The organism is Pseudomonas sp. ICBG1301 (genome assembly GCF_016918385.1).
GTDB classification, from domain to species: Bacteria; Pseudomonadota; Gammaproteobacteria; order Pseudomonadales; family Pseudomonadaceae; genus Aquipseudomonas; species Aquipseudomonas palleroniana.
The window spans coordinates 413096-436445 of sequence record NZ_JAEKGB010000005.1 but is presented as its reverse complement, the minus strand read 5'-3'; the positions used below and the strand labels follow the sequence as shown (position 1 = coordinate 436445).

General features: G+C 61.2%; 20 protein-coding genes. 16 read left to right on the top strand and 4 right to left on the bottom strand.

Features of this window, described 5'->3' with window-relative positions:
* The first annotated feature begins 137 nt into the window (after positions 1–137).
* From mraZ to lpxC, 16 genes are all read left to right on the top strand, one after another.
* A complete protein-coding gene (mraZ, locus tag JBE38_RS14935; RefSeq protein WP_003171868.1) occupies positions 138–593 on the top strand; it encodes a division/cell wall cluster transcriptional repressor MraZ in 456 nt (151 codons plus the stop codon).
* A complete protein-coding gene (rsmH, locus tag JBE38_RS14930) occupies positions 590–1537 on the top strand; it encodes a 16S rRNA (cytosine(1402)-N(4))-methyltransferase RsmH (RefSeq protein WP_446731247.1) in 948 nt (315 codons plus the stop codon). Before mraZ ends, rsmH begins: the two co-directional genes overlap by 4 nt.
* The gene (ftsL, locus tag JBE38_RS14925) at positions 1534–1827 is read left to right on the top strand and encodes a cell division protein FtsL (RefSeq protein WP_003171871.1); all 294 of its coding nucleotides are present in this window, start codon (positions 1534–1536) and stop codon (positions 1825–1827) included. The genes rsmH and ftsL overlap by 4 nt, the downstream gene beginning before the upstream one ends.
* The gene (locus JBE38_RS14920; protein ID WP_162843543.1) at positions 1827–3569 is read left to right on the top strand and encodes a peptidoglycan D,D-transpeptidase FtsI family protein; all 1743 of its coding nucleotides are present in this window, start codon (positions 1827–1829) and stop codon (positions 3567–3569) included. Before ftsL ends, JBE38_RS14920 begins: the two co-directional genes overlap by 1 nt.
* Positions 3569–5032 (top strand): UDP-N-acetylmuramoyl-L-alanyl-D-glutamate--2,6-diaminopimelate ligase, encoded by a 1464-nt coding sequence (locus JBE38_RS14915; RefSeq protein ID WP_090366694.1) that lies wholly within the window; start codon positions 3569–3571, stop codon positions 5030–5032. Before JBE38_RS14920 ends, JBE38_RS14915 begins: the two co-directional genes overlap by 1 nt.
* Complete coding sequence (locus JBE38_RS14910; RefSeq protein ID WP_205344570.1) at positions 5025–6395, top strand: UDP-N-acetylmuramoyl-tripeptide--D-alanyl-D-alanine ligase; 1371 nt, start codon at positions 5025–5027, stop codon at positions 6393–6395. Before JBE38_RS14915 ends, JBE38_RS14910 begins: the two co-directional genes overlap by 8 nt.
* Positions 6395–7477, top strand: coding sequence for a phospho-N-acetylmuramoyl-pentapeptide-transferase (mraY, locus tag JBE38_RS14905; RefSeq protein ID WP_060753913.1), 1083 nt, complete (start codon positions 6395–6397; stop codon positions 7475–7477). Before JBE38_RS14910 ends, mraY begins: the two co-directional genes overlap by 1 nt.
* Positions 7478–7483: 6 nt before the next feature.
* Positions 7484–8830 carry a UDP-N-acetylmuramoyl-L-alanine--D-glutamate ligase gene (murD, locus tag JBE38_RS14900; RefSeq protein ID WP_090366689.1) on the top strand — a complete coding sequence of 449 codons (1347 nt, stop codon included), beginning with the start codon at positions 7484–7486 and terminating at the stop codon, positions 8828–8830.
* Positions 8827–10050: a putative lipid II flippase FtsW gene (gene ftsW / locus JBE38_RS14895; protein WP_060753911.1), complete on the top strand. Its 1224-nt coding sequence runs from the start codon at positions 8827–8829 to the stop codon at positions 10048–10050. The genes murD and ftsW overlap by 4 nt, the downstream gene beginning before the upstream one ends.
* Entirely contained in the window at positions 10040–11110 is a 1071-nt protein-coding gene (murG, locus tag JBE38_RS14890) for an undecaprenyldiphospho-muramoylpentapeptide beta-N-acetylglucosaminyltransferase (RefSeq protein ID WP_060753910.1), read from the top strand. The genes ftsW and murG overlap by 11 nt, the downstream gene beginning before the upstream one ends.
* Positions 11103–12551, top strand: a complete 1449-nt coding sequence (murC, locus tag JBE38_RS14885; protein WP_060753909.1) for a UDP-N-acetylmuramate--L-alanine ligase — start codon at positions 11103–11105, stop codon at positions 12549–12551. Before murG ends, murC begins: the two co-directional genes overlap by 8 nt.
* On the top strand, positions 12548–13504 hold the full coding sequence (locus tag JBE38_RS14880) for a D-alanine--D-alanine ligase (protein ID WP_060753908.1): 957 nt from the start codon (positions 12548–12550) through the stop codon (positions 13502–13504). Before murC ends, JBE38_RS14880 begins: the two co-directional genes overlap by 4 nt.
* Positions 13505–13508: 4 nt before the next feature.
* A complete protein-coding gene (locus JBE38_RS14875; RefSeq protein WP_060753907.1) occupies positions 13509–14378 on the top strand; it encodes a cell division protein FtsQ/DivIB in 870 nt (289 codons plus the stop codon).
* 15 nt (positions 14379–14393) lie between these two features.
* Positions 14394–15656, top strand: a complete 1263-nt coding sequence (ftsA, locus tag JBE38_RS14870) for a cell division protein FtsA (protein WP_060753906.1) — start codon at positions 14394–14396, stop codon at positions 15654–15656.
* A gap of 74 nt (positions 15657–15730) precedes the next feature.
* Positions 15731–16927 carry a cell division protein FtsZ gene (ftsZ, locus tag JBE38_RS14865; protein WP_060753905.1) on the top strand — a complete coding sequence of 399 codons (1197 nt, stop codon included), beginning with the start codon at positions 15731–15733 and terminating at the stop codon, positions 16925–16927.
* A gap of 112 nt (positions 16928–17039) precedes the next feature.
* On the top strand, positions 17040–17951 hold the full coding sequence (gene lpxC, locus JBE38_RS14860; RefSeq protein WP_003171886.1) for a UDP-3-O-acyl-N-acetylglucosamine deacetylase: 912 nt from the start codon (positions 17040–17042) through the stop codon (positions 17949–17951).
* A gap of 53 nt (positions 17952–18004) precedes the next feature.
* On the opposite strand, the gene JBE38_RS14855 is transcribed toward lpxC, so the two are convergent.
* The 4 genes from JBE38_RS14855 to JBE38_RS14840 form a co-directional block, all read right to left on the bottom strand.
* The gene (locus JBE38_RS14855) at positions 18005–19492 is read right to left on the bottom strand and encodes a GGDEF domain-containing protein (RefSeq protein ID WP_090366687.1); all 1488 of its coding nucleotides are present in this window, start codon (positions 19490–19492) and stop codon (positions 18005–18007) included.
* An 85-nt stretch (positions 19493–19577) separates the two neighbouring features.
* On the bottom strand, positions 19578–20900 hold the full coding sequence (locus JBE38_RS14850) for an OprD family porin (protein ID WP_090366685.1): 1323 nt from the start codon (positions 20898–20900) through the stop codon (positions 19578–19580).
* A gap of 391 nt (positions 20901–21291) precedes the next feature.
* Positions 21292–22656 (bottom strand): heavy metal sensor histidine kinase, encoded by a 1365-nt coding sequence (locus tag JBE38_RS14845; RefSeq protein WP_090366683.1) that lies wholly within the window; start codon positions 22654–22656, stop codon positions 21292–21294.
* On the bottom strand, positions 22646–23338 hold the full coding sequence (locus JBE38_RS14840) for a heavy metal response regulator transcription factor (protein ID WP_060753901.1): 693 nt from the start codon (positions 23336–23338) through the stop codon (positions 22646–22648). Before JBE38_RS14840 ends, JBE38_RS14845 begins: the two co-directional genes overlap by 11 nt.
* Positions 23339–23350: the final 12 nt, after the last annotated feature.

Here is a 23350-nt window from a genome sequence, read left to right as displayed (position 1 = left end):
CCGTTCTGTAAGGCTTTTCCTTGAATCCGCGCCTTGACGGTGTGGTGGGCGCATTCCTATAGTGTGCGCAAGTGGCGGAAAGTGGCACAAAGTGGGTTTTTTGAACGTAAAACGCTAAAATTTGGAGAAACGCAACTGTGTTTCGCGGAGCCAACGCTATCAGTCTCGATGCAAAAGGCCGTCTCGCCATGCCGAGCCGGTATCGTGACGAGCTCATTTCGCGAAGTTCAGGCCAGTTAATCATCACGATTGATGCCGTTGACCCTTGTTTATGTGTTTACCCCCTCGATGAGTGGGAGTTGATTGAAACCAAGTTGCGCGCTCTGCCTTCATTGCGTGAAGAAAACCGTCGCCTGCAGCGTTTGCTGATTGGTAATGCCGTCGACCTCGAACTGGATGGCAGCGGTCGTTTCCTGGTGCCTCCGCGTCTGCGCGAATACGCCAAGCTCGACAAGCGCGCAATGCTGGTGGGCCAACTGAACAAGTTCCAATTGTGGGACGAAGATGCCTGGGATGCTGTTTCTGCAGCTGACCTGGCGGCTATTCAACAACCGGGCGCCATGCCTGATGAACTGCGTGATTTGATCCTGTGACTATTGATAGCGGCTTTAACCACATCACCGTACTGCTTGACGAAGCCGTCGAGGCTCTCGCCGTACGCGCGGATGGCTGCTATGTGGATGGCACCTTCGGCAGGGGCGGGCATAGCCGTTTGATACTCAGCCAGCTCGGATCTGACGGCAAACTCCTCGGATTCGACAAAGACCCTCAAGCGATTGCCACCGGGCAAGCGCTAGCGGCCGAAGACGGCCGCTTTGTCGTTGTGCAGCGTAGCTTTGCCGAGTTGGGTGCCGAAGTGGCCGAGCGCGGCATGGCAGGCAAGGTGGCCGGGGTTTTGCTCGATCTGGGCGTGTCCTCGCCACAACTCGACGACCCGGAGCGCGGCTTCAGCTTCATGAACGATGGCCCCCTCGATATGCGCATGGACCCTACCCGGGGCGTCAGTGCCGCGCAGTTCATCGCTACGGCGCCGGTGGAAGAAATCGCCCGCGTGTTCAAGGAATATGGTGAAGAACGTTTCGCCGGCCGCATGGCTCGCGCCGTGGTCGAGCGCCGCGAGATCCAGCCGTTCGAACGTACCGCCGACCTGGCCGAAGTGCTGAAGGTTGCCAACCCTGCTTGGGAAAAAGGTAAAAATCCGGCCACCCGTGCGTTCCAGGGCCTGCGTATTCGCGTCAATAACGAACTGGGTGACTTGGAAGCCGGCCTTGAAGCCGCGCTGGATGCACTCGAAGTGGGGGGGCGCCTGGTGGTGATCAGCTTCCACTCCTTGGAAGACCGCATCGTCAAACTGTTCATGCGTCGCCTGGTCAAGGGCGAGACGGATAACCTGCCGCGCAACCTGCCGGTGCGTTTCGAAGCCTTTGTGCCGAAAATCAAGATCCATGGCAAAGCGCAGTTCGCTTCCGAAGCTGAACTCAAGGCCAACCCGCGTGCCCGTAGTGCCGTCATGCGTGTTGCGGAGAAGTTACGGTGAGCAAGCTTTTCGCCAAGCCCCTCCCGGGCGGTAGCTTCTTTATGTTGCTGCTGTTTATAGGCGTGCTGGTGTCCGCGATCGCGGTGTCCTACAGCGCCCACTGGAACCGCCAGTTGCTCAATACCCTGTACGGGGAATTGAGCGTGCGCGACAAGGCTCAGGCGGAGTGGGGGCGGTTGATTCTTGAGCAAAGCACCTGGACCGCCCACAGCCGTATCGAGGTGCTGGCCACCGAGCAGCTGAAAATGCACATTCCGGGCGCGGCCGAAGTCCGCATGGTGGCGCCATGATGAAGCTCGAAGGCGCACTCTACCCATGGCGCTTCCGCGTGGTGCTCGGCTTGCTGGCGCTGATGGTGGGCGCAATCGCCTGGCGCATCATCGACCTGCAGGTCGTCGACCGTGACTTCCTGATTGGTCAGGGCGATGCCCGTAGCCTGCGTCATATCCCGATCCCGGCGCACCGTGGCCTGATCACCGACCGCAATGGCGAGCCTCTGGCCGTCAGTACCCCGGTGACGACCCTGTGGGCCAACGCCAAGGAACTGCAGACCGCCAAGGAAAAATGGCCGGAACTCGCAGCCGCCCTGGGCCAGGATCCGAAAGCCCTGGCCGAGCGTCTGGAAGCCCAGGCCAATAAAGAATTCATCTACCTGGTGCGCGGGCTCACCCCTGAGCAGGGCCAGCAAGTGCTCGACCTTAAAGTCCCCGGTGTCTACGGCATCGAGGAGTTTCGTCGTTTCTACCCAGCCGGTGAAACCACCGCGCATATGGTCGGCTTCACCGATATCGACGACCACGGTCGCGAAGGTGTCGAGCTGGCCTACGATGAATGGCTGGCCGGGGTTCCCGGCAAGCGACAGGTCATCAAGGACCGGCGCGGCAGGCTGATCAAGGATGTCCAGGTCACCAAGAACGCCAAGGCTGGCAAGCCCTTGGCGTTGTCGATTGACCTGCGTCTGCAATACCTGGCCAACCGTGAACTGCGTAACGCGATCATAGAGAACGGCGCCAAGGCCGGTAGCCTGGTTATCATGGACGTGAAGACCGGCGAAATCCTCGCCATGGTCAACCAGCCGACCTACAACCCGAACAACCGTCGCAACCTGCAACCGGCGATGATGCGTAACCGCGCGATGATCGACGTGTTCGAACCGGGTTCGACCATGAAAGCCATCTCCATGAGCGCCGCCCTCGAAACCGGGCGCTGGAAGCCGAGCGACAAAGTCGAGGTTTACCCAGGCACCTTGCAGTTGGGCAAATACACCATTCGTGACGTATCCCGTACCGAAGGGCCGGTGCTGGATTTGACCGGTATTCTGATCAACTCCAGTAACGTGGGCATGAGTAAGGTCGCCTTCGATATCGGCGGCGAAACCATCTACCACCTGGCCCAGAAGATCGGCTTGGGCCAACCCACCGGCCTGGATTTCCCGGGCGAGCGCGTGGGCAACCTGCCGAACTACCGCGACTGGAAAAAAGCCGAGACCGCCACACTGTCCTATGGCTACGGCCTGTCGGTAACGGCGATCCAGCTGGCGCACGCTTTCTCGGTATTGGCCAATAACGGTCGCATGGTTCCGTTGAGCCTGATCCATGTCGACGAAGCGCCGAAAGCCACCCAGGTCATCCCGGAAAAAGTCGCCAAGACCATGCAAGGCATGCTGCAACAAGTGATCGAAGCCCCGCGTGGCGTATTCCGTGCCCAGGTGCCGGCCTATCACGTAGCAGGCAAGTCCGGTACGGCGCGTAAAACGTCGGTGGGTACCAAGGGCTATGCCGAAAACTCCTACCGCTCACTGTTCGCCGGCTTCGGCCCGATGAGTGATCCGCGCTACGCCATCGTCGTAGTGATTGATGAGCCGAGTAAAGCCGGCTATTTCGGTGGCCTGGTATCGGCGCCGGTGTTCAGCAAAGTCATGTCCGGCACCCTGCGTCTGATGAACATCACGCCGGACAATCTGCCGCCGACCCAACAAGCGAATGCCGGAGCGCCGGCCGCCGCTGCAAAAGCCAATGGAGGGCGCGGCTGATGTCTCTTAGCCTGAACAAGATTTTCGCCCACGCCGGTCACGACCTGTTGATTCGCGAGCTGAGCCTGGACAGCCGTAGCGTACGCGCCGGGGACCTGTTCCTGGCGGTGCCTGGCGGCAAATTCGATGGTCGCGAGCATATCGCCGATGCGCTGCAGCGCGGCGCTGCGGCCGTGGCTTATGAAGTGGAAGGCGCCACCGTGCTGCCGATCACCGATGTCCCGTTGATTCCGGTCAAGGGCTTGGCGGCGCAATTGTCCGATATCGCCGGGCGTTTCTATGGCGACCCGAGTCGCCAGCTGAACCTGGTGGGCGTGACCGGTACCAATGGCAAGACCAGCGTGACCCAGTTGGTCGCACAAGCGCTTGACCTGCTGGGCCAGCACTGCGGCATTGTCGGTACACTGGGCACCGGTTTTTATGGCGCGCTGCAAAGCGGCCTGCACACCACGCCGAACCCGATCGCCGTGCAAGCCACCCTGGCCGACCTGAAAAAGGCCGGCGCCAAGGCGGTGGCCATGGAAGTGTCCTCCCATGGCCTGCACCAGGGCCGCGTTGCGGCGCTGGCCTTTGATGTGGCGGTGATGACCAACCTGTCCCGCGATCACCTGGACTACCACGGCACCATGGAGGCCTACGCTGCTGAAAAGGCCAAGCTGTTTGCCTGGAATGACTTGAAGTGCCGCGTGGTGAACCTGGATGACGCGTTCGGTCGTCAGCTGGCGGCCCAAGAGGGTGAGTCGCGCCTGATCAGCTACAGCCTGGAAGACGCCAGTGCGTACCTGTATTGCCGCGAAGCCCAGTTCAATGATGAAGGCGTGCTCGCCACGCTGGTGACGCCACAAGGCGAGCACCATTTACGCAGCAGCCTGTTGGGGCGTTTCAACCTGAGTAACGTCCTCGCCGCCATCGGCGCGTTGCTCGGCCTGGATTACGCCCTCGACGAAATCCTGAAAGTCCTGCCGAAGCTGGAAGGCCCGGTCGGCCGCATGCAGCGCCTGGGTGGCGGTTCGCAGCCGTTGGTGGTGGTCGATTATGCCCACACGCCGGACGCCCTCGAAAAAGTCCTGGTGGCCCTGCGCCCACACGCCAAGGGCAAATTGCTCTGCCTGTTCGGCTGCGGCGGTGACCGTGATCGGGGCAAGCGTCCGTTGATGGCCGAGATTGTCGAGCGCCTGGCCGATGGCGTGCTCGTGACTGACGACAACCCGCGCAGCGAAAATCCGAGCCAGATTTTCGACGACATCCGTGCTGGCTTCAAAGACGCTTCCAAGGCCACGTTCGTTGCCGGTCGTGGTGAAGCCATTGCCCAGTTGATCGCCAGCGCCGGCGCTGACGACGTGGTGGTGCTGGCCGGTAAAGGCCATGAGGACTACCAGGAAATCAACGGCGAACGCCATGCCTTCTCCGATCTGGTCGAGGCCGATCATGCCTTGACCGCCTGGGAGGTTGCCCATGCTTAAGGCGATGAAGTTCAGCGAACTGGCCCAGGCCCTTTCGGCCCGCGTGTTGTCGAGCGACTGCAGCTTCGATGGCGTCAGTATCGACAGCCGTAATATCAAGCCGGGCCAGCTGTTCGTGGCTTTGGCCGGCCCGCGCTTTGACGGGCACGATTACCTGAACGACGTTGCCGCCAAAGGTGCAGTAGGTGCTCTGGTGCAACGTGAAATTGCGGACTGCGCCTTGCCGCAGTTGCTGGTCGCCGATACCCGCCTGGCCCTCGGTCAACTGGGTGCGCTGAACCGCGCCGCCTTTGACAAGCCTGTCGCGGCCATCACCGGCTCCAGCGGCAAGACCACGGTCAAGGAGCTGCTTGCCGGTGTGTTGCGCACGCGTGGGCCGGTGCTCGCTACCCGTGGCAACCTGAACAACGATTTCGGCGCTCCGCTGACCCTGCTCGAACTGGCCCCGGAACACACGGCGGCAGTGATCGAACTGGGCGCTTCGCGCATCGGCGAAATCGCCTACACCGTGGCGCTGACCAAGCCTCACGTGGCGATCATCAGCAACGCCGGTACCGCCCACGTCGGTGAGTTCGGCGGCCCGCAGAAGATCGTCGAGGCCAAGGGTGAAATCCTTGAGGGTCTCGACGCATCCGGCACTGCGGTTTTGAATCTCGACGACAAGGCTTTCGAGACCTGGCGTGTACGCGCTGCCGGTCGCAAGGTGCTGACTTTTGCCGTACTGAATGCCGCCGCTGATTTCCACGCCTCCGATATCTCTGTCGACGCCCGTGGCTGCCCGTCGTTCACCCTGCACACCCCGCAGGGCAGTGAGCGGGTGCAACTGAATCTGCTCGGCAACCATAACGTCGCCAATGCCCTGGCCGCCGCCGCCGCCGCGTACGCCCTGGGTGTGTCGTTGTTCGGTATCGCGACCGGCCTGGGCGCGGTGCAGCCGGTCAAGGGGCGCACCGTGGCGCAGTTGGCAAGCAACGGTATGCGCGTCATTGATGACACTTACAACGCCAACCCATCCTCCATCAATGCCGCCGTGGATCTGCTCAAGGGCTTCGACGGGCGCAAGGTGCTGGTGTTGGGCGATATCGGCGAATTGGGCGACTGGGCTGAACAAGGCCACCGCGAAGTCGGCGCGTATGCCGCCGGCAAAGTCGATGCGCTTTACGCCGTCGGCGCGAACATGGCGCACGCCGTCAACGCCTTTGGCGCCGGTGCGCGGCACTTCGCGACCCAGGCCGAATTGATCCAGGCGCTGACAGCGGCTGAACAAGACAAACACACCACTATTTTGATCAAGGGATCGCGCAGCGCGGTGATGGAAAACGTCGTCGCGGCCTTGTGTGGCTCAAGTACGGAGAAACATTAATGCTGCTGCTGCTGGCTGAGTATCTGCAACAGTTCTACAAAGGCTTCGCGGTCTTTCAGTACCTGACCCTGCGCGGGATTCTGGGTGTGCTGACCGCGCTGTCTCTGTCGCTGTTCCTGGGGCCATGGATGATCCGTACCCTGCAGAACCTGCAAATTGGTCAATCGGTTCGCAATGACGGCCCGCAGTCGCACCTGTCCAAGTCCGGCACCCCGACCATGGGCGGTGCGTTGATCCTGTCGTCCATCGGTATCAGCACCTTGTTGTGGGCCGACCTGCACAACCGCTATGTGTGGGTGGTGTTGCTGGTGACCCTGTTGTTCGGCGCCATCGGCTGGGTGGACGACTACCGCAAAGTGATCGAGAAAAACTCCAAGGGGCTGCCAAGCCGCTGGAAGTATTTCTGGCAATCGGTGTTCGGGCTCGCCGCTGCGATTTTCCTCTACACCACTGCGCCAAGCGCAGTCGAAACCACCCTGATCATCCCGATGCTCAAGGACGCCAGTATTCCCCTCGGCGTTGGTTTCGTGGTGCTGACCTACTTCGTGATCGTCGGCTCCAGCAATGCGGTGAACCTGACCGACGGCCTTGATGGCCTGGCGATCATGCCGACGGTGATGGTGGGCGGCGCGCTCGGCATTTTCTGCTACCTGTCGGGTAACGTGAAATTCGCTGAATACCTGCTGATCCCCTACGTACCGGGCGCGGGCGAGTTGATCGTGTTCTGCGGCGCGCTGATCGGCGCCGGCCTGGGGTTCCTGTGGTTCAACACCTACCCGGCCCAAGTCTTCATGGGCGACGTCGGCGCACTCGCGCTGGGCGCGGCCCTGGGTACCATCGCGGTGATCGTTCGCCAGGAAATCGTGCTGTTCATCATGGGCGGTGTGTTCGTGATGGAAACCCTGTCGGTGGTCATCCAGGTGGCTTCCTTCAAATTGACCGGGCGTCGTGTGTTTCGCATGGCGCCGATTCATCACCACTTTGAACTCAAGGGCTGGCCCGAGCCACGCGTGATTGTCCGTTTCTGGATCATCACCGTGATTCTCGTGCTGATCGGCCTTGCCACCCTGAAACTGAGGTAGAAACGAGTGTCCCTGATCGCTTCAGACCACTTCCGCATCGTTGTCGGCCTCGGCAAGAGCGGCATGTCCCTGGTTCGCTTCCTGGCGAGCCGGGGCGTGGCGTTCGCCGTGGCCGACACGCGGGAAAATCCACCGGAGCTGGTCACGCTGCGCCGTGACTATCCGCACGTGGAAGTGCGTTGTGGCGAGCTGGATGTCGAGTTTCTGTGCCGCGCCGACGAGCTCTACGTGAGCCCCGGCCTGGCGCTGGCGACACCGGCCCTGCAAGCAGCAGCGGCGCGTGGCGTGAAGCTGTCGGGCGATATCGACCTGTTTGCGCGGCACGCGAAGGCGCCGATCGTGGCCATCAGCGGCTCCAATGCAAAAAGCACCGTGACCACCCTGGTTGGGGAGATGGCCGTGGCGGCCGGCAAGCGTGTGGCCGTGGGCGGCAACCTCGGCGTGCCGGCCCTGGACTTGCTCGGCGACGACGTCGAGCTGTACGTGATGGAGCTGTCGAGCTTCCAGCTGGAAACCACCCACGACCTGGGCGCCGAAGTCGCCACCGTGCTGAACGTCAGCGAAGACCACATGGACCGCTACAGCGGCCTGCCGGCGTATCACCTGGCCAAACACCGGATCTTCCGCGGTGCCAGGCAGGTAGTGGTCAACCGTCAGGATGCCTTGAGCCGTCCGCTGATGGGCGAGGGCCTGCCGTGCTGGACCTTCGGTCTGGGCAAACCCGACTTCAAGGCCTTCGGTATCCGTGAAGAAAACGGCGAGAAATACCTGGCCTTCGAATTCCAGAACCTGATGCCGGTGCGCGAGCTGAAAATCCGCGGTGCGCATAACCAGTCCAACGCCCTGGCGGCACTGGCGCTCGGTCATGCCGTTGGCCTGCCGTTCGATGCCATGTTGTCGAGCCTGCGCACGTTCGGTGGTCTTGAGCATCGCTGCCAGTGGGTTCGCGACCTGGATCGCGTCAGCTACTACAACGATTCCAAAGCGACCAACGTCGGTGCGGCGCTGGCGGCCATCGAAGGCCTCGGTGCCGATATCGAAGGCAAGCTGGTGCTGATTGCCGGCGGTGATGGCAAGGGCGCCGACTTCAAGGACCTCAAAGAGCCGGTCGCCGCACATTGCCGCGCCGTGGTGTTGATGGGCCGTGATTCGGACCTGATCGGTGCCGCCATTGGTGACGCCGTGCCGCAGGTTCGCGTGACGTCCCTGGACGACGCCATTGCGCAATGCAGGGCCCTGGCCCAGCCGGGCGATGCGGTGTTGCTGTCGCCGGCCTGTGCCAGTTTCGACATGTTCAAGAACTACGAAGAGCGCGGCCAGTTGTTTGCCCGCGGCGTGGAGGCCTTGGCATGAGCATCAATTTCAGAAACATCATCAAGCCGTACCCGTCGCCGATCATCACCGGGCGTGGTATCGACCTCGACTTCCCAATGCTCGCCGGCTGCCTCGCGCTGCTGGGCCTGGGCCTGGTGATGATCACTTCGGCATCCTCCGAAGTTGCCGCCGTGCAGTCGGGCAACACCCTGTACATGATGATCCGTCACCTGGTGTACCTGGTGATCGGCCTCGGGGCCGGCGTTGTCACCATGATGATCCCCATCGCCACCTGGCAGCGCCTGGGTTGGATGATGCTGATTGGCGCGTTCGGCCTGCTGGTCATGGTGATCCTGCCCGGCATCGGTCGTGAGGTGAACGGTTCGATGCGCTGGATCGGCTTCGGTGCGTTCAACGTGCAGCCGTCGGAAATCGCCAAGGTGTTCGTGGTGATCTACCTCGCCGGCTACCTGGTACGTCGACAGAAAGAAGTGCGCGAAAGCTGGATGGGCTTCTTCAAGCCGTTCATCGTGCTGCTGCCGATGGCCGGCCTGTTGTTGATGGAGCCCGACTTCGGCGCAACCGTGGTGATGATGGGCGCGGCGGCGGCGATGTTGTTCCTGGGCGGCGTGGGCCTGTTCCGCTTCACCTTGATGGTGGTACTGGCGGTTGCGGCGGTGACGATTCTGGTCCAGGCGCAACCCTATCGTATGGCGCGTCTGATTACCTTTACCGACCCCTGGTCCGACCAGTTCGGTTCCGGCTACCAGTTGACCCAGGCGCTGATCGCCTTCGGTCGCGGCGAGTGGCTGGGCGTGGGCCTGGGCAACAGTGTGCAGAAGCAGTTCTACCTGCCGGAAGCGCATACCGACTTCGTATTCTCGGTGCTCGCCGAAGAGCTGGGCGTGGTGGGTTCGCTGTGCACCGTCGCGTTGTTCCTGTTTGTGTGCGTACGCGGCATGTACATCGGCTTGTGGGCCGAGAAGGCCAAACAGTTTTTCGCCGCCTATGTGGCGTACGGCTTGTCGTTCCTGTGGATCGGCCAGTTCCTGATCAACATCGGGGTGAACGTCGGCCTGCTGCCGACCAAGGGCCTGACCCTGCCGTTCCTCAGTTATGGCGGCAGTTCGTTGGTGATCTGCTGCGTGTGCCTGGGCTTGTTGCTGCGCATCGAGTGGGAGAGTCGAACCCACCTGGGCAGCGAAGAGATGGAGTTCAGCGAAAGCGACTTCGCCGAGGAGCCGTCTCATGGGCGCTAACGTGCTGATCATGGCGGGCGGTACCGGGGGCCATGTGTTCCCGGCCCTGGCTTGCGCCCGTGAATTCCAGAGCCGTGGCTACACCGTGCACTGGCTGGGGACGCCACGTGGCATCGAGAACGACCTGGTGCCGAATGCCGGCCTGCCGTTGCATCTGATCAACGTCACCGGCCTGCGTGGCAAAAGCAAACTGTCCCTGCTCAAGGCGCCGTTTGTGCTGCTCAAGGCGGTGTTCCAGGCGCGCAAGATCATCCGCGAACTGAAGCCGGTCTGTGTGCTCGGTTTTGGTGGTTACGTCACCGGCCCTGGCGGTGTTGCCGCCAGGCTCGCGGGTGTGCCGGTGATCGTGCACGAGCAGAACGCCGTCGCCGGCACCGCCAACCGCCTGCTGGCGCCGTTGGCTGCGCGGGTGTGCGAGGCTTTCCCGAAGACCTTTGGTGTCTCGGACAAACTGCGTACCACCGGCAACCCGGTACGCACCGAACTGTTTATGGATATCGCGCGCCAGGCCCTGGTCGGGCGCAAGGCTCACCTGCTGATCCTGGGCGGAAGCCTGGGCTCCGAGCCGCTGAACAAGCTGCTGCCGGAAGCGGTGGCGCAACTCCCGGTGGAGCTGCGCCCGGAGATCTTCCATCAGGCCGGCAAGGATCATGGTGAAGTCACCGCCACGCGCTATCGCGAGGCGGGTGTAGAGGCGAACGTACAGCCCTTCATCAAAGACATGGCCCATGCCTATGGCTGGGCCGACCTGGTGGTCTGTCGCGCTGGTGCGCTGACCGTCAGTGAACTGGCCGCCGCCGGTCTGCCCTCGTTGCTGGTGCCTTTGCCCCATGCCATCGACGATCACCAGACCCGCAACGCCGAATATTTGGCCGGGGAGGGCGCTGCCTTCCTGCTGCCGCAAAGAACGACTGGCGCCGCCGATTTGGCCGCACGCCTGACCGAGGTTTTGATGCAACCGGAACGACTCAGCAACATGGCGAGCACCGCAAGCCGCCTGGCCAAACCCGACGCTACCCGCACCGTGGTGGATATCTGCCTGGAGGTGGCCCATGGTTGAGAATCAGAAAGCCATGCCACAACCGGAGATGCGCCGCATCCGTCGTATCCACTTCGTCGGGATCGGCGGCGTGGGCATGTGCGGTATTGCCGAGGTCTTGCTGAACCTGGGTTACCAGGTCTCCGGTTCGGACTTGAAAGAGTCGCCGGTGACCGATCGCCTGAAGTCCTTCGGTGCACAGATCTTTATCGGCCATCGTGCCGAGAACGCCGCCGAGGCGGACGTGCTGGTGGTTTCCAGTGCCGTGAACACCTCCAACCCGGAAGTGGCCACCGCCCTTGAACGGCGTATTCCGGTGGTACCACGCGCCGAGATGCTGGCCGAGCTGATGCGCTATCGCCATGGCATCGCCGTCGCCGGTACTCACGGCAAAACCACCACCACCAGCCTGATCGCCTCGGTATTCGCCGCCGGTGGCCTGGACCCGACGTTCGTGATTGGTGGCCGCCTGAATGCAGCCGGCACCAATGCACAGCTCGGCACCAGCCGCTACCTGATCGCCGAAGCCGACGAAAGTGATGCCAGCTTCCTGCACCTGCAACCGTTGGTGGCGGTGGTGACCAACATCGACGCGGACCACATGGCGACCTACGACGGCGACTTCAACAAGTTGAAGAAAACCTTCGTCGAGTTCCTGCACAACCTGCCGTTCTACGGGTTGGCCGTGGTGTGCCTGGACGATCCGGTCGTGCGTGAAATCCTGCCGCTGGTCAAGCGCCCGACCGTGACCTACGGCTTCAGCGAAGACGCGGACGTGCGCGCAATCAATGTGCGCCAGGAAGGCATGCAAACCTTCTTCACCGTGCTGCGTCCTGACCGTGAGCCGCTGGATGTCTCGGTCAACATGCCGGGCAACCACAACGTGCTCAACTCCCTGGCGACCATCTGCATCGCCACCGACGAGGGCGTCAGCGATGAAGCCATTGTCGAAGGCTTGTCGCGCTTTGCCGGTGTCGGCCGCCGCTTCCAGGTCTACGGCCAGTTGCCGGTAGACGGTGGCGACGTGATGCTGGTGGACGACTACGGCCACCACCCGACTGAAGTCGCGGCGGTGATCAAGGCCGTGCGCGGCGGTTGGCCGGAGCGCCGCCTGGTGATGGTCTATCAGCCGCATCGCTACAGCCGCACCCGCGACCTGTATGACGATTTCGTCAATGTATTGGCCGATGCCAACGTGCTGCTGTTGATGGAAGTCTACCCGGCCGGTGAAGAACCGATTCCGGGCGCCGACAGCCGCAAGTTGTGCAACAGCATCCGCCAGCGTGGCCAGTTGGACCCTATCTACATCGAGCGCGGCGTGGATCTGGCGCCGCTCGTCAAGCCGCTGTTGCGTGCCGGCGATATCCTGCTGTGCCAGGGCGCCGGCGACATCGGTGGCCTTGCCCCTAAATTGCTGGCGAGCCCGCTTTTCGCCGCTGCCGAAAAGGGGAAGTCGAAATGACCACTGACTACGGCTCCCTGTTTTCCAGAATTACCCCGGCCGACTTCGGCCGTGTAGCGGTGCTGTTCGGCGGCAAAAGCGCCGAGCGCGAAGTGTCGCTCAAATCCGGCAACGCCGTGCTCGAAGCCTTGCAAAGCGCCGGTGTGAATGCCTTCGGTATCGACGTGGGCGATGATTTCCTCGCCCGCCTGCAGGCCGAGAAGATCGACCGCGCCTTCATCATTCTCCACGGCCGTGGCGGTGAAGACGGCAGCATGCAGGGTCTGTTGGAGTGCGCGGGCATCCCTTACACCGGCAGCGGGATCCTCGCTTCCGCCTTGGCCATGGACAAGTTGCGCACCAAGCAGGTGTGGCACAGCCTGGGGATTCCAACCCCGCGTCACAGCGTTCTGTGCAGCGAAGACGATTGTATTTCCGCGGCCAAGGAACTGGGTCTGCCTTTGATCGTCAAACCTGCCCATGAAGGCTCCAGTATCGGCATGGCCAAAGTGAACTCGGCCGCCGAATTGATAGACGCATGGAAAGCGGCAAGTACCTACGATTCGCAAGTGTTGGTGGAACAGTGGATCCAAGGTCCCGAGTACACCATCGCCACCCTGCGTGGCCAGGTATTGCCGCCTATCGCATTGGGTACGCCCCACACCTTTTATGACTACGACGCCAAGTACCTGGCCTCCGATACCCAGTACCGGATTCCATGTGGCCTCGATTCAACCAAGGAACAGCAATTGATGGACCTTACGGCGAAAGCCTGTGAGGCACTGGGTATCGCCGGTTGGGCGCGGGCAGACGTGATGCAGGATGAGCAAGGGAATTTCTGGTTCCTGGAAGTCAACACCGCTCCCGGCATGACCGATCACAGCCTGGTACCTATGGCCGCCCGTGCCGCCGGTCTGGATTTCCAGCAGCTGGTGCTGGCGATCCTGGCCGCAAGCGTTGAGTCAAGAGGCTAAGAACATGAACGGCGCATCGCTTCGTCATCAGCCCCCACCCGTACCGAGCCGCAAGCCGGTGCCGCGGGGTGCCAGCCGAATGGTGGCTAAAGAGCCGATGTCGGTGCGCTTGCCCAAGGCCAACTTTGGCTTCCTCAAGGCGCTGTTCTGGCCGGTGTTGCTGGTGGCGTTGGGTTTCGGCACCTACGAGGGCGCCCAGCGTCTGCTGCCGTATGCCGACCGACCGATTACCAAGGTCAGTGTGCAGGGCGACTTGAGCTACATCAGCCAGCAGGCGGTGCAGCAGCGCATCGGCCCGTACCTGGCGGCGAGCTTCTTCACCATCGACCTGGCCGGTATGCGCTCGGAGTTGGAACAGATGCCTTGGATCGCCCACGCCGAAGTCCGCCGTGTATGGCCGGACCAGGTGACGATCCGCCTGGAAGAGCAACTGCCCGTGGCCCGTTGGGGCGATGGCGCGTTGCTGAACAACCAGGGGCAGGCGTTTGCGCCTCGTGAAGTGGCCAACTATGAGCACCTGCCGCAGCTGTTCGGGCCGCAGCGGGCGCAACAGCAAGTGATGCAGCAGTACCAGGCGTTGAGCCAGATGCTGCGGCCGCTGGGCTTCTCCATTGCACGCCTGGAATTGCGTGAGCGGGGCAGCTGGTTTTTGACGACCGGGGCAGGCAGTTCCGGCCCGGGCATCGAGTTGTTGCTGGGACGCGACCGCTTGGTGGAGAAGATGCGCCGCTTTATTGCCATCTATGACAAAACCTTGAAAGAACAGATTACGAACATTGCGAGCGTCGACCTGCGTTACGCCAACGGCCTGGCCGTCGGCTGGCGTACACCGGCTGCGCCCACGGCAGCACAACCCGCTGTCGCGAAGAATTAAGAAGAGGCAGGACCCATGGCAAACGTGCAAAGCGGCAAAATGATCGTCGGTCTCGATATCGGCACCTCCAAGGTGGTGGCGCTGGTGGGCGAGGTCGGGGAAGACGGCACGATCGAAATCGTCGGTATTGGCACGCATCCGTCCCGGGGCCTCAAGAAGGGCGTGGTGGTCAACATCGAGTCCACCGTGCAATCGATCCAGCGCGCCATCGAAGAAGCGCAGCTGATGGCCGGTTGCCGGATTCACTCGGCGTTCGTCGGCGTTGCCGGTAACCACATCCGCAGCTTGAACTCCCACGGCATCGTGGCGATCCGCGACCGCGAAGTCAGTTCGGCCGACCTCGAGCGCGTCCTCGACGCCGCCCAGGCCGTGGCCATCCCGGCTGACCAGCGCGTCCTGCACACCCTGCCGCAGGACTATGTGATCGACAACCAGGAAGGTGTTCGCGAGCCCCTGGGCATGTCGGGCGTACGTCTGGAGGCCAAGGTCCACGTGGTGACCTGCGCCGTCAACGCCGCGCAGAACATTGAAAAATGCGTGCGCCGCTGCGGCCTGGAAATCGACGACATCATTCTCGAGCAACTGGCTTCGGCCTACTCGGTACTGACCGACGACGAAAAAGAACTGGGCGTGTGCCTGGTGGACATCGGTGGCGGCACCACCGACATCGCGATCTTCACCGAAGGCGCGATCCGTCACACCGCCGTGATCCCGATTGCGGGCGACCAGGTGACCAACGACATCGCCATGGCGTTGCGGACACCGACCCAGTACGCCGAAGAAATCAAGATTCGCTACGCCTGTGCCCTGGCCAAGCTGGCCGGTGCCGGTGAAACCATCAAGGTTCCAAGCGTCGGCGACCGCCCACCGCGCGAACTGTCGCGCCAGGCCCTGGCCGAAGTGGTCGAGCCACGCTACGACGAACTGTTCACCCTGATCCAGGCGGAACTGCGCCGCAGTGGCTACGAAGATCTGATCCCGGCCGGCATCGTGCTGACCGGTGGTACTTCGAAAATGGAAGGCGCGGTCGAACTGGCCGAGGAAATCTTCCACATGCCGGTGCGCCTGGGCGTGCCTCATGGCGTGAAGGGCCTGGGCGACGTGGTGCGCAACCCGATTTATTCCACTGGCGTGGGCTTGCTGTTGTACGGGCTGCAAAAGCAGACCGACGGCATTTCCCTGTCGGGCCCGAGCATTCGTGACAGCTACCGCAGCGACGACGATGAGAAAGCGCCGTTGCTGGATCGGATCAAAAGCTGGGTGCAAGGCAACTTCTAACGATTTACCGCAACACCGCAACACCGTTCCAAGCAGTAGGCGAAAAAACTAGAGAAAATGAAAGGAGAGGGAACATGTTCGAACTCGTAGACAACATCCCCGCAAGCCCGGTCATCAAAGTGATCGGTGTCGGCGGTGGCGGCGGCAACGCTGTCAACCATATGGTCAAGAGCAACATTGAAGGCGTTGAGTTCATTTGCGCCAACACTGATGCCCAAGCGCTGAAAAGTATCGGTGCGCGGACCATCCTGCAATTGGGCACAGCCGTGACCAAGGGCCTCGGCGCCGGCGCCAACCCGGAAGTCGGCCGTCAAGCCGCTCTGGAAGACCGCGAGCGTATTGCCGAAGTATTGCAAGGCACCAACATGGTGTTCATCACCACCGGCATGGGCGGCGGTACCGGTACCGGTGCTGCGCCGATCATTGCCGAAGTGGCCAAGGAAATGGGCATTCTGACCGTCGCTGTGGTGACCCGTCCGTTCCCGTTCGAAGGCCGCAAGCGCATGCAGATCGCCGACGAAGGTATCCGTCTGCTGTCTGAAAGCGTCGACTCGTTGATCACCATTCCCAACGAGAAGCTGCTGACTATCCTGGGTAAAGACGCCAGCCTGCTGTCGGCTTTCGCCAAGGCTGACGATGTACTGGCCGGTGCCGTTCGCGGTATCTCCGACATCATCAAGCGCCCAGGCATGATCAACGTCGACTTTGCCGACGTGCGTACCGTGATGAGCGAAATGGGCATGGCGATGATGGGCACTGGCTGCGCCAGCGGTCCGAACCGTGCACGTGAAGCCACTGAAGCGGCCATCCGCAACCCGTTGCTGGAAGACGTGAACCTGCAAGGCGCGCGCGGCATCCTGGTGAACATCACCGCAGGTCCTGACCTGTCCCTGGGCGAATACTCCGACGTGGGTAGCATCATCGAAGCCTTCGCTTCCGAGCACGCCATGGTCAAGGTCGGCACCGTTATCGATCCGGACATGCGTGATGAGCTGCACGTGACCGTGGTTGCTACCGGCCTGGGTGCAAAAATCGAGAAGCCTGTGAAGGTCATCGACAACACCCTGCACAACAGCCAGGCCAGCCAGCCAGCTGCGGCTCCAGCGCCCGTGCGTCAGGAACAGCCGTCGGTGAACTACCGTGATCTGGACCGTCCGACCGTGATGCGCAACCAGGCCCAGGCCGGTGCTGCGGCGTCTCGTAGCCTGAATCCGCAAGATGATCTGGACTACCTGGACATCCCGGCATTCTTGCGTCGTCAGGCCGATTAATGGAATGTATCAGGGCTATGAAGGTGATTGGTGTTCAGCAAAGGTCTGGTCTGGTATTATCGCCAGCCTTTGTTGATACCAGTTCGCAATTTGCGCTGAAGCGGTCCAATCCATGATTAAACAACGCACCCTGAAGAATATTATCCGTGCAACAGGTGTAGGTCTGCACTCCGGGGAGAAGGTATACCTGACCCTCAAACCTGCACCTGTCGACACCGGCATCGTGTTTGTTCGTGCCGACCTGGACCCTGTGGTGCAGATTCCTGCTCGCGCGGAAAACGTTGGCGAAACCACTATGTCGACCACATTGGTCAACGGTGACGTCAAAGTGGATACGGTGGAGCACTTGCTCTCGGCCATGGCTGGCCTGGGCATCGATAACGCCTACGTCGAGCTCTCCGCGTCCGAAGTCCCGATCATGGATGGCAGCGCTGGACCCTTCGTATTCTTGATTCAATCTGCCGGCCTGGAAGAACAGGACGCAGCCAAGAAGTTCATTCGTATTCTGCGGGAAGTGACAGTAGAAGACGGCGACAAGCGCGCCACCTTCGTCCCGTTCGAAGGCTTTAAAGTGAGCTTTGAGATCGATTTCGATCACCCGGTATTCCGTGACCGCACCCAAAGTGCAAGCGTGGATTTTTCCAGTACTTCGTTCGTAAAAGAAGTCAGCCGCGCGCGTACCTTTGGTTTCATGAGTGACATCGAGTACCTGCGCAAGCACAACCTCGCACTCGGCGGTAGCGTTGAAAACGCCATTGTGGTCGACGCGGATGGTGTACTGAACGAAGACGGCCTTCGCTATGAAGACGAATTCGTGAAGCACAAGATCCTCGATGCAATCGGTGACCTCTACCTGCTGGGCAACAGCCTGATAGGTGAGTTCAAAGGCTTCAAGTCGGGCCACGCCCTTAACAACCAGCTGCTGCGCAAGTTGATTGAGCAGACAGACGCTTGGGAAGTCGTGACCTTCGAAGATGCCAGCACCGCACCGATCTCTTACATGCGTCCCGTTGCGGCGGTGTAAGTAACAACTCTCTTTCTTTAGTTTTGAAAGGCCACCTTCGGGTGGCCTTTTTTTTATTCGCTCATTGCTATCCGGTTACGGCCCGAGTACTTGGCCTCATACAACGCCTGATCCGCACTGAGCAATAACGTCTCCAGGGACATGTGGCTGTGTTTGTCCCAGGTGCTCATGCCGATGCTCACGGTAATCGGCTGCTCGGCGCCGGGCACCAGTGGCAAGTGTTCGACACTGCTGCGGATATGTTCGGCGATCACCCAGGCGCCTTTGACGTCGGTGTGCGGCAGCACCACCGCAAACTCTTCTCCACCGTAGCGCGCGGCCAGGTCTGCCGGGCGCCGGATGTTGTCGCTGATTACCTGGGCAACCGTGCGTAGTGCCTCGTCGCCACCGTGATGGCCGTGGCGGTCGTTGAACGCCTTGAAGTGATCGACATCGATCATCAGCAGCGTCAGCGGCTCGGTCGAGCGTTGTGCGCGGTCCCATTCCAGTTGCAGGCGTTGGTCGAGCACACGGCGGTTGGCCAGGCCGGTCAGGGCGTCGGTGGCGGCCAACTCCGACAGCACTTGTTCGGCGCGATAGCGGCGGCGCAGTTCGCGGCGCAGCATCCAGGTCAGCCATAACAAACCGATGCACAGTACACCGGTGGCACCACTGGTCAGCAACGCGGCACGTTTCCAGGGGGCGAACACATCCTCGCTGGACAGGGCCACCACCACGATCAGCGGCAGGTCGCCCACATTGGTGAATGTATATAGGCGCTCTATCCCGGTGAGGGTAGAGACTGCCTGGAAGCTGCCTTCGCCTTCGCGCAGCATGCGCTTGAAGTTGGGGCGATCACTCAGGTCTTTGTCGATCATGTCGCGTTCCAGCAACGGCTGCTGGGCCAGGAGAATGCCGCGGTTGCTCAGCAGATTCACGGAGCTGCCACTGCCGATGGTGAGGCGATTGAACAATTGATCGAAATACGCCAGGCGCATGGTCGCCACCGCCACCCCGGCAAATTCGCCATTAGGCCCGGATACGCGGCGGCTGAATGCGATACGCCACACTTGCTCGCAGTCGCAGTGGATCTTGAAGGGGCGGCTGATAAACAGCCCGGCGTCGGGGTTCTGTTGCTGCACCAGGAAGTAGTCGCGATCAGCAAAGTTGCGCCGCGTCGGATGCAGGGTCGAGGAGTCGGCAATCACCGCACCATTGGCATCCAGTAGCAGTACTTCGCCTTTGAAGGGTGCCGCGTTGGATTGATCAAACTGCACCAGGTGCCGGATGTCCGCAGGCACCGACGTCAAGTCCTTGTACGAGGTGGCCGCGATCAGACCCTGCAATGCCAGATCGTAGAGTTCGACGTTGCGCAGCACATCGGCGTTGATCAGCTGGGCGATGTTGGTGGTCATGCGCTTGGCCGCCTGCAGGGTGCTGGCGTGTTCACGGCTTAGCAGCGCGGTGACGATCACCACGATCAGGATTACGGTCAGGCTACTGCCCAAAAGCAGCAACAGTTCCGAACGGACGGGCAGTTTACGAGTGCGGGGTTGGCTCATCGCGCAGACTTCAACAGGAAGATACTGGCAGTTTAGTTCTGCACGATGAAAATTAAATCATTGGTTAATAAGAAAAGTTTTTTGATCAGAACACGTTGATCGGGTAGTCCACGATCACGCGGTATTCATCCACATCCCGGTCTACCGCCGAGTAGCCATTGCCCCCGCGGTTGGTCGCCCATTGCAGGCGCACGGCCAGGTTCTTGGCCTTGCCGCCCTGTACCACGTATTTGAGGTCGATGTCGCGTTCCCAGTGCTTGGCGTCCTTACCGTCGGCGCTGTACCAGGCGCTGTAGCCACGGCTGTTGGGGTCGACCTTGGTCAGGTCGGTCTTGCCGCTGATGTACGAGACGGCTGAGGTCAGGCCAGGCAGGCCGAGGCCGGCAAAATCATAAGCATACTTGAGCTTCCACGAGCGCTCGCCAGGTCCGTTGAAGTCCGAGTATTGCTGGGAGTTATCCAGGTAAATGCTGTCGCCTTGGGTGATGTAGTCGAATGGCGTGTTGCCGTTGACCCGTTGGTAGGCGGCGGTGACGCTGTGATGGCCGATGCCCACGGTCAGGTGCAGGCTGTAGGTGTTGTTGTCGATGCTGCCCAGCAACGATTGCCCGGTGTCCTGGGTGTGATAGTAGTGCAGGCCAGGGTTGAGGCTGACCAGGTCGTTCAGCGTGTAGGTGTAGTCCAGGTCGTAGTAGTACTGATGCCAGATGTCCTTGAGTTCGGAGGCGTATAGATTGCTGGTGAGGCCCGCAACACCGCTGAACGATACGCCGGCCCAGTTCAGGTGTCGGCTGTCGGTGTGGTGCGGCAGGGTGCCGTAGCTGGTGCCGATACGGCGGTGGCCGCTCTGGTTGTAGAGCTTGGTGAAACTGGCCTGGCCGCCTTCGATCATCCAACCGTCGAAACTGTGGTTGGCCAGGCTCACGCCACGGAAGGTCTGCGGCAACATGCGGGTCATGCCGCCGGCGATTACCGGGTTGTTGAGCAACAGGTCACCGGCTTTCAGCTCGGTGTCCAAAGCACGCATTTTCAAGGTGCCGCCGGCGGTGGAGAACGAGCCGGGGGCTTTGCCGTTGCCGCTGCCATAAGGAAGGATGCTGGAACCGTCGGTGCCGCCACCGCCGTCAAGCTTGAGGCCGAGCATGGCATTGAGGTCCAGGCCGAATCCGACCGTGCCTTGGGTGTAACCGGACTCGAAGGTGCCGATAAAACCCTGGCCCCACTCCTTGCTGTCATCGGTGTGAATGTCGCGACGGTCGCGGTTCATGTAGTAGTTGCGGGTGTTGATGTTGAGGTGCGAGCCTTCGACGAAACCGTCGGCGGAGGTCGGGTCGGCGGCGTGGGCGAGAGAGGTGATCGTTGCTGCAATAGCGACAAATAACGGGGTGAATGTCAGCGAGGTTTTCACCAGTGAAGCTCCTTTGGTCAATCATTGACGGCCAATGTCGTAGGGGGTGCCTGGCCTTTTTTTACGGCAAAAAAAAGCCGCTGAAGTCAGCGGCTTTAAGACGAATTCCCAGTGTAGAGCCCTGGAAATAAGTCGAGGGAAATTCGGGTGAGCGGGAAGCTGTCTTTGCCATCGCGCTCATCGATGCGTCAAAGTAACGCAGGTGAGCGGTGCGATACAGAGTGTAACAAGATAATGACTGTTGCCAAAACCGCAACAGTTTGGAATGGATGGTGCGTTTTGTTTCAAGTGTGGGAGGGGGCTTGCTCCCGATAGCAGAGTATCAGTCGCTACATTCGTGACTGATGCACCGCTATCGGGAGCAAGCCCCCTCCCACATTTGCCGGCCGATTCAGATTGGCAGGGTGATGCCAAAGGTGTTGCCGCCACCCTCACTGCGTACAAACACATCCCCCCCATGCATCAGCGCAATCGCCTTGACGATGGCCAGCCCCAATCCGTGGTTCGCTCCGCTGTTGCTGCGCGACGCATCCACCCGATAAAAACGTTCGAACAAGCGGGGCAAATGCTCGCCGGCAATCTCGTCGCCAGGGTTGGTCACGCCGATCGTCACCTGATGCGCCTGCTGTTCAATGCTCACGTCGATGACCTGCCCCGGCGCGGTGTGCTGCACGGCATTGCTCAGCAGGTTGATCAGCGCACGGCGCAGGTGGGCCTTTTCGATATGGACCAAGGCGTCGCCACGTACCTGCACTTTGACCTGCGCATCTTCAAGGATGAAGTCCAGGTAATCGAGGGTGGTGGCCACCTCATCGGCCAGTGAGCTTTCAATCAGCTTGGTCGCCTTGCTGCCCTGATCGGCGCTGGCCAGGAACAGCATGTCATTGATGATTGAACGCAGGCGTTCCAGCTCTTCAAGGTTCGATTGCAGGACCTCGAAGTAATGCTCCGCCGAGCGCCCCCGTGTCAGCGCGACCTGGGTCTGGCCGATCAGGTTGGTCAGCGGCGAACGCAGCTCGTGCGCCACGTCGGCGTTGAACGATTCCAGGCGTGAGTAGGCTTGTTCCACCCGGTCCAGGGTGGAGTTGAACGAGTTGACGAACTGGCTCAGTTCCGGCGGCAGCGGCGACAACTGTAGCCGCCCGGAGAGTTTGGGTGGCGCAAGCTTCTGCGCTTCGTCCGAGAGCTTGCCCAAGGGCTTGAGCCCGATGCGCGAGACCCAGAATCCCAGCAGAGCCGCCAGCACTACACCGACAAAGGCCAGGCCGATCAGGGCCATCAACAGCTGATGCTGGGTGGCGCGGAAGTTCTCGGTGTCGATGGCAATCAGGAAGCGCAAGGGCGGGCGTTGTTCTTTGGCCGGAAACTGGCTCACCAGCACTTTGAACGGATATTCATGCCCCGGCAGACGCAGGTCGCGTTTGCCGGTGGGGCCGGCGGCGAAGGCGCGAATCCGTGCATCCGGCTCACCGTATTCATACTGAGAGTCGCTGCTGACCACCCAAAACCGGATGCGTTTGTCTTCCTCACCCAGCAGCTTGAGTTTGGCGGTGATCTTCGCCCAGTGCTCCGGAGTACCGAAGCGTGTCACCGAAGACTCCAGCACGCTGTAGCGGGCATCCAGCTCGGCGCCGGGCAGCAAGCCCAGGCCACGGTCCACTTGCTGGTACAGCGCGCCGCCGATCAGCACGAAGATCAGCAGCGCGACCAGGGTGAACATGCCGCTCAGGCGCAGGGCGATCGAGTTAGCGGCCACTTGGGTTCTCCAGCACACGGCTTTCCAGTACATAACCCATGCCGCGAATGGTGTGCAGCAGTTTCTCCTCGAACGGCCCGTCGAGCTTGGCGCGCAGGCGCTTGATGGCAACTTCCACCACGTTGGCGTCACTGTCGAAGTTGATGTCCCAGACCATTTCCGCAATGGCGGTCTTGGACAGGATTTCGCCCTGGCGTCGCGCCAATACACTGAGCAGCGAGAACTCTTTCGCCGTCAGGTCCAGGCGCACGCCATTACGGCTGGCCTTGCGGCTGATCAGGTCGATCCACAGGTCGGCGACGGTGACCTGCACCGGCTCATGCCCGCCACTGCGGCGGGTCAACGCTTGCAGGCGCGCCACCAGTTCCAGGAACGAAAACGGTTTGCCCAAATAGTCATCGGCGCCTTCGCGCAGGCCACGAATACGGTCCTCCACGCGCTCGCGGGCGGTGAGCATGATCACCGGCGTCTGCTTGCGCGCGCGCAATGCGCGCAACACGCCGAAGCCGTCGAGGCCGGGCAGCATCACATCGAGCACGATCACTGCGTAGTCATTCTCCAGCGCCAGGTGCAAACCCTCGACACCTTCGCGTGCCACATCGACGGTGTAGCCTTGCTCGGTCAAGCCACGGTGCAGGTAGTCCGCGGTTTTCTCTTCATCTTCAACAATCAGAACGCGCATGAGCCGTTTGCT

What these genes read in the sequence shown, in the direction of transcription:
- JBE38_RS14920 (WP_162843543.1), top strand. Translation starts at nt 1,827, where the DNA reads ATGAAGCTCGAAGGCGCACTCTACCCATGGCGCTTCCGCGTGGTGCTC.
- JBE38_RS14915 (WP_090366694.1), top strand. Translation starts at nt 3,569, where the DNA reads ATGTCTCTTAGCCTGAACAAGATTTTCGCCCACGCCGGTCACGACCTG.
- JBE38_RS14910 (WP_205344570.1), top strand. Translation starts at nt 5,025, where the DNA reads ATGCTTAAGGCGATGAAGTTCAGCGAACTGGCCCAGGCCCTTTCGGCC.
- mraY (WP_060753913.1), top strand. Translation starts at nt 6,395, where the DNA reads ATGCTGCTGCTGCTGGCTGAGTATCTGCAACAGTTCTACAAAGGCTTC.
- ftsW (WP_060753911.1), top strand. Translation starts at nt 8,827, where the DNA reads ATGAGCATCAATTTCAGAAACATCATCAAGCCGTACCCGTCGCCGATC.
- murG (WP_060753910.1), top strand. Translation starts at nt 10,040, where the DNA reads ATGGGCGCTAACGTGCTGATCATGGCGGGCGGTACCGGGGGCCATGTG.
- murC (WP_060753909.1), top strand. Translation starts at nt 11,103, where the DNA reads ATGGTTGAGAATCAGAAAGCCATGCCACAACCGGAGATGCGCCGCATC.
- JBE38_RS14880 (WP_060753908.1), top strand. Translation starts at nt 12,548, where the DNA reads ATGACCACTGACTACGGCTCCCTGTTTTCCAGAATTACCCCGGCCGAC.
- JBE38_RS14875 (WP_060753907.1), top strand. Translation starts at nt 13,509, where the DNA reads ATGAACGGCGCATCGCTTCGTCATCAGCCCCCACCCGTACCGAGCCGC.
- ftsA (WP_060753906.1), top strand. Translation starts at nt 14,394, where the DNA reads ATGGCAAACGTGCAAAGCGGCAAAATGATCGTCGGTCTCGATATCGGC.
- ftsZ (WP_060753905.1), top strand. Translation starts at nt 15,731, where the DNA reads ATGTTCGAACTCGTAGACAACATCCCCGCAAGCCCGGTCATCAAAGTG.
- lpxC (WP_003171886.1), top strand. Translation starts at nt 17,040, where the DNA reads ATGATTAAACAACGCACCCTGAAGAATATTATCCGTGCAACAGGTGTA.
- JBE38_RS14855 (WP_090366687.1), bottom strand. Translation starts at nt 19,492, where the DNA reads ATGAGCCAACCCCGCACTCGTAAACTGCCCGTCCGTTCGGAACTGTTG.
- JBE38_RS14840 (WP_060753901.1), bottom strand. Translation starts at nt 23,338, where the DNA reads ATGCGCGTTCTGATTGTTGAAGATGAAGAGAAAACCGCGGACTACCTG.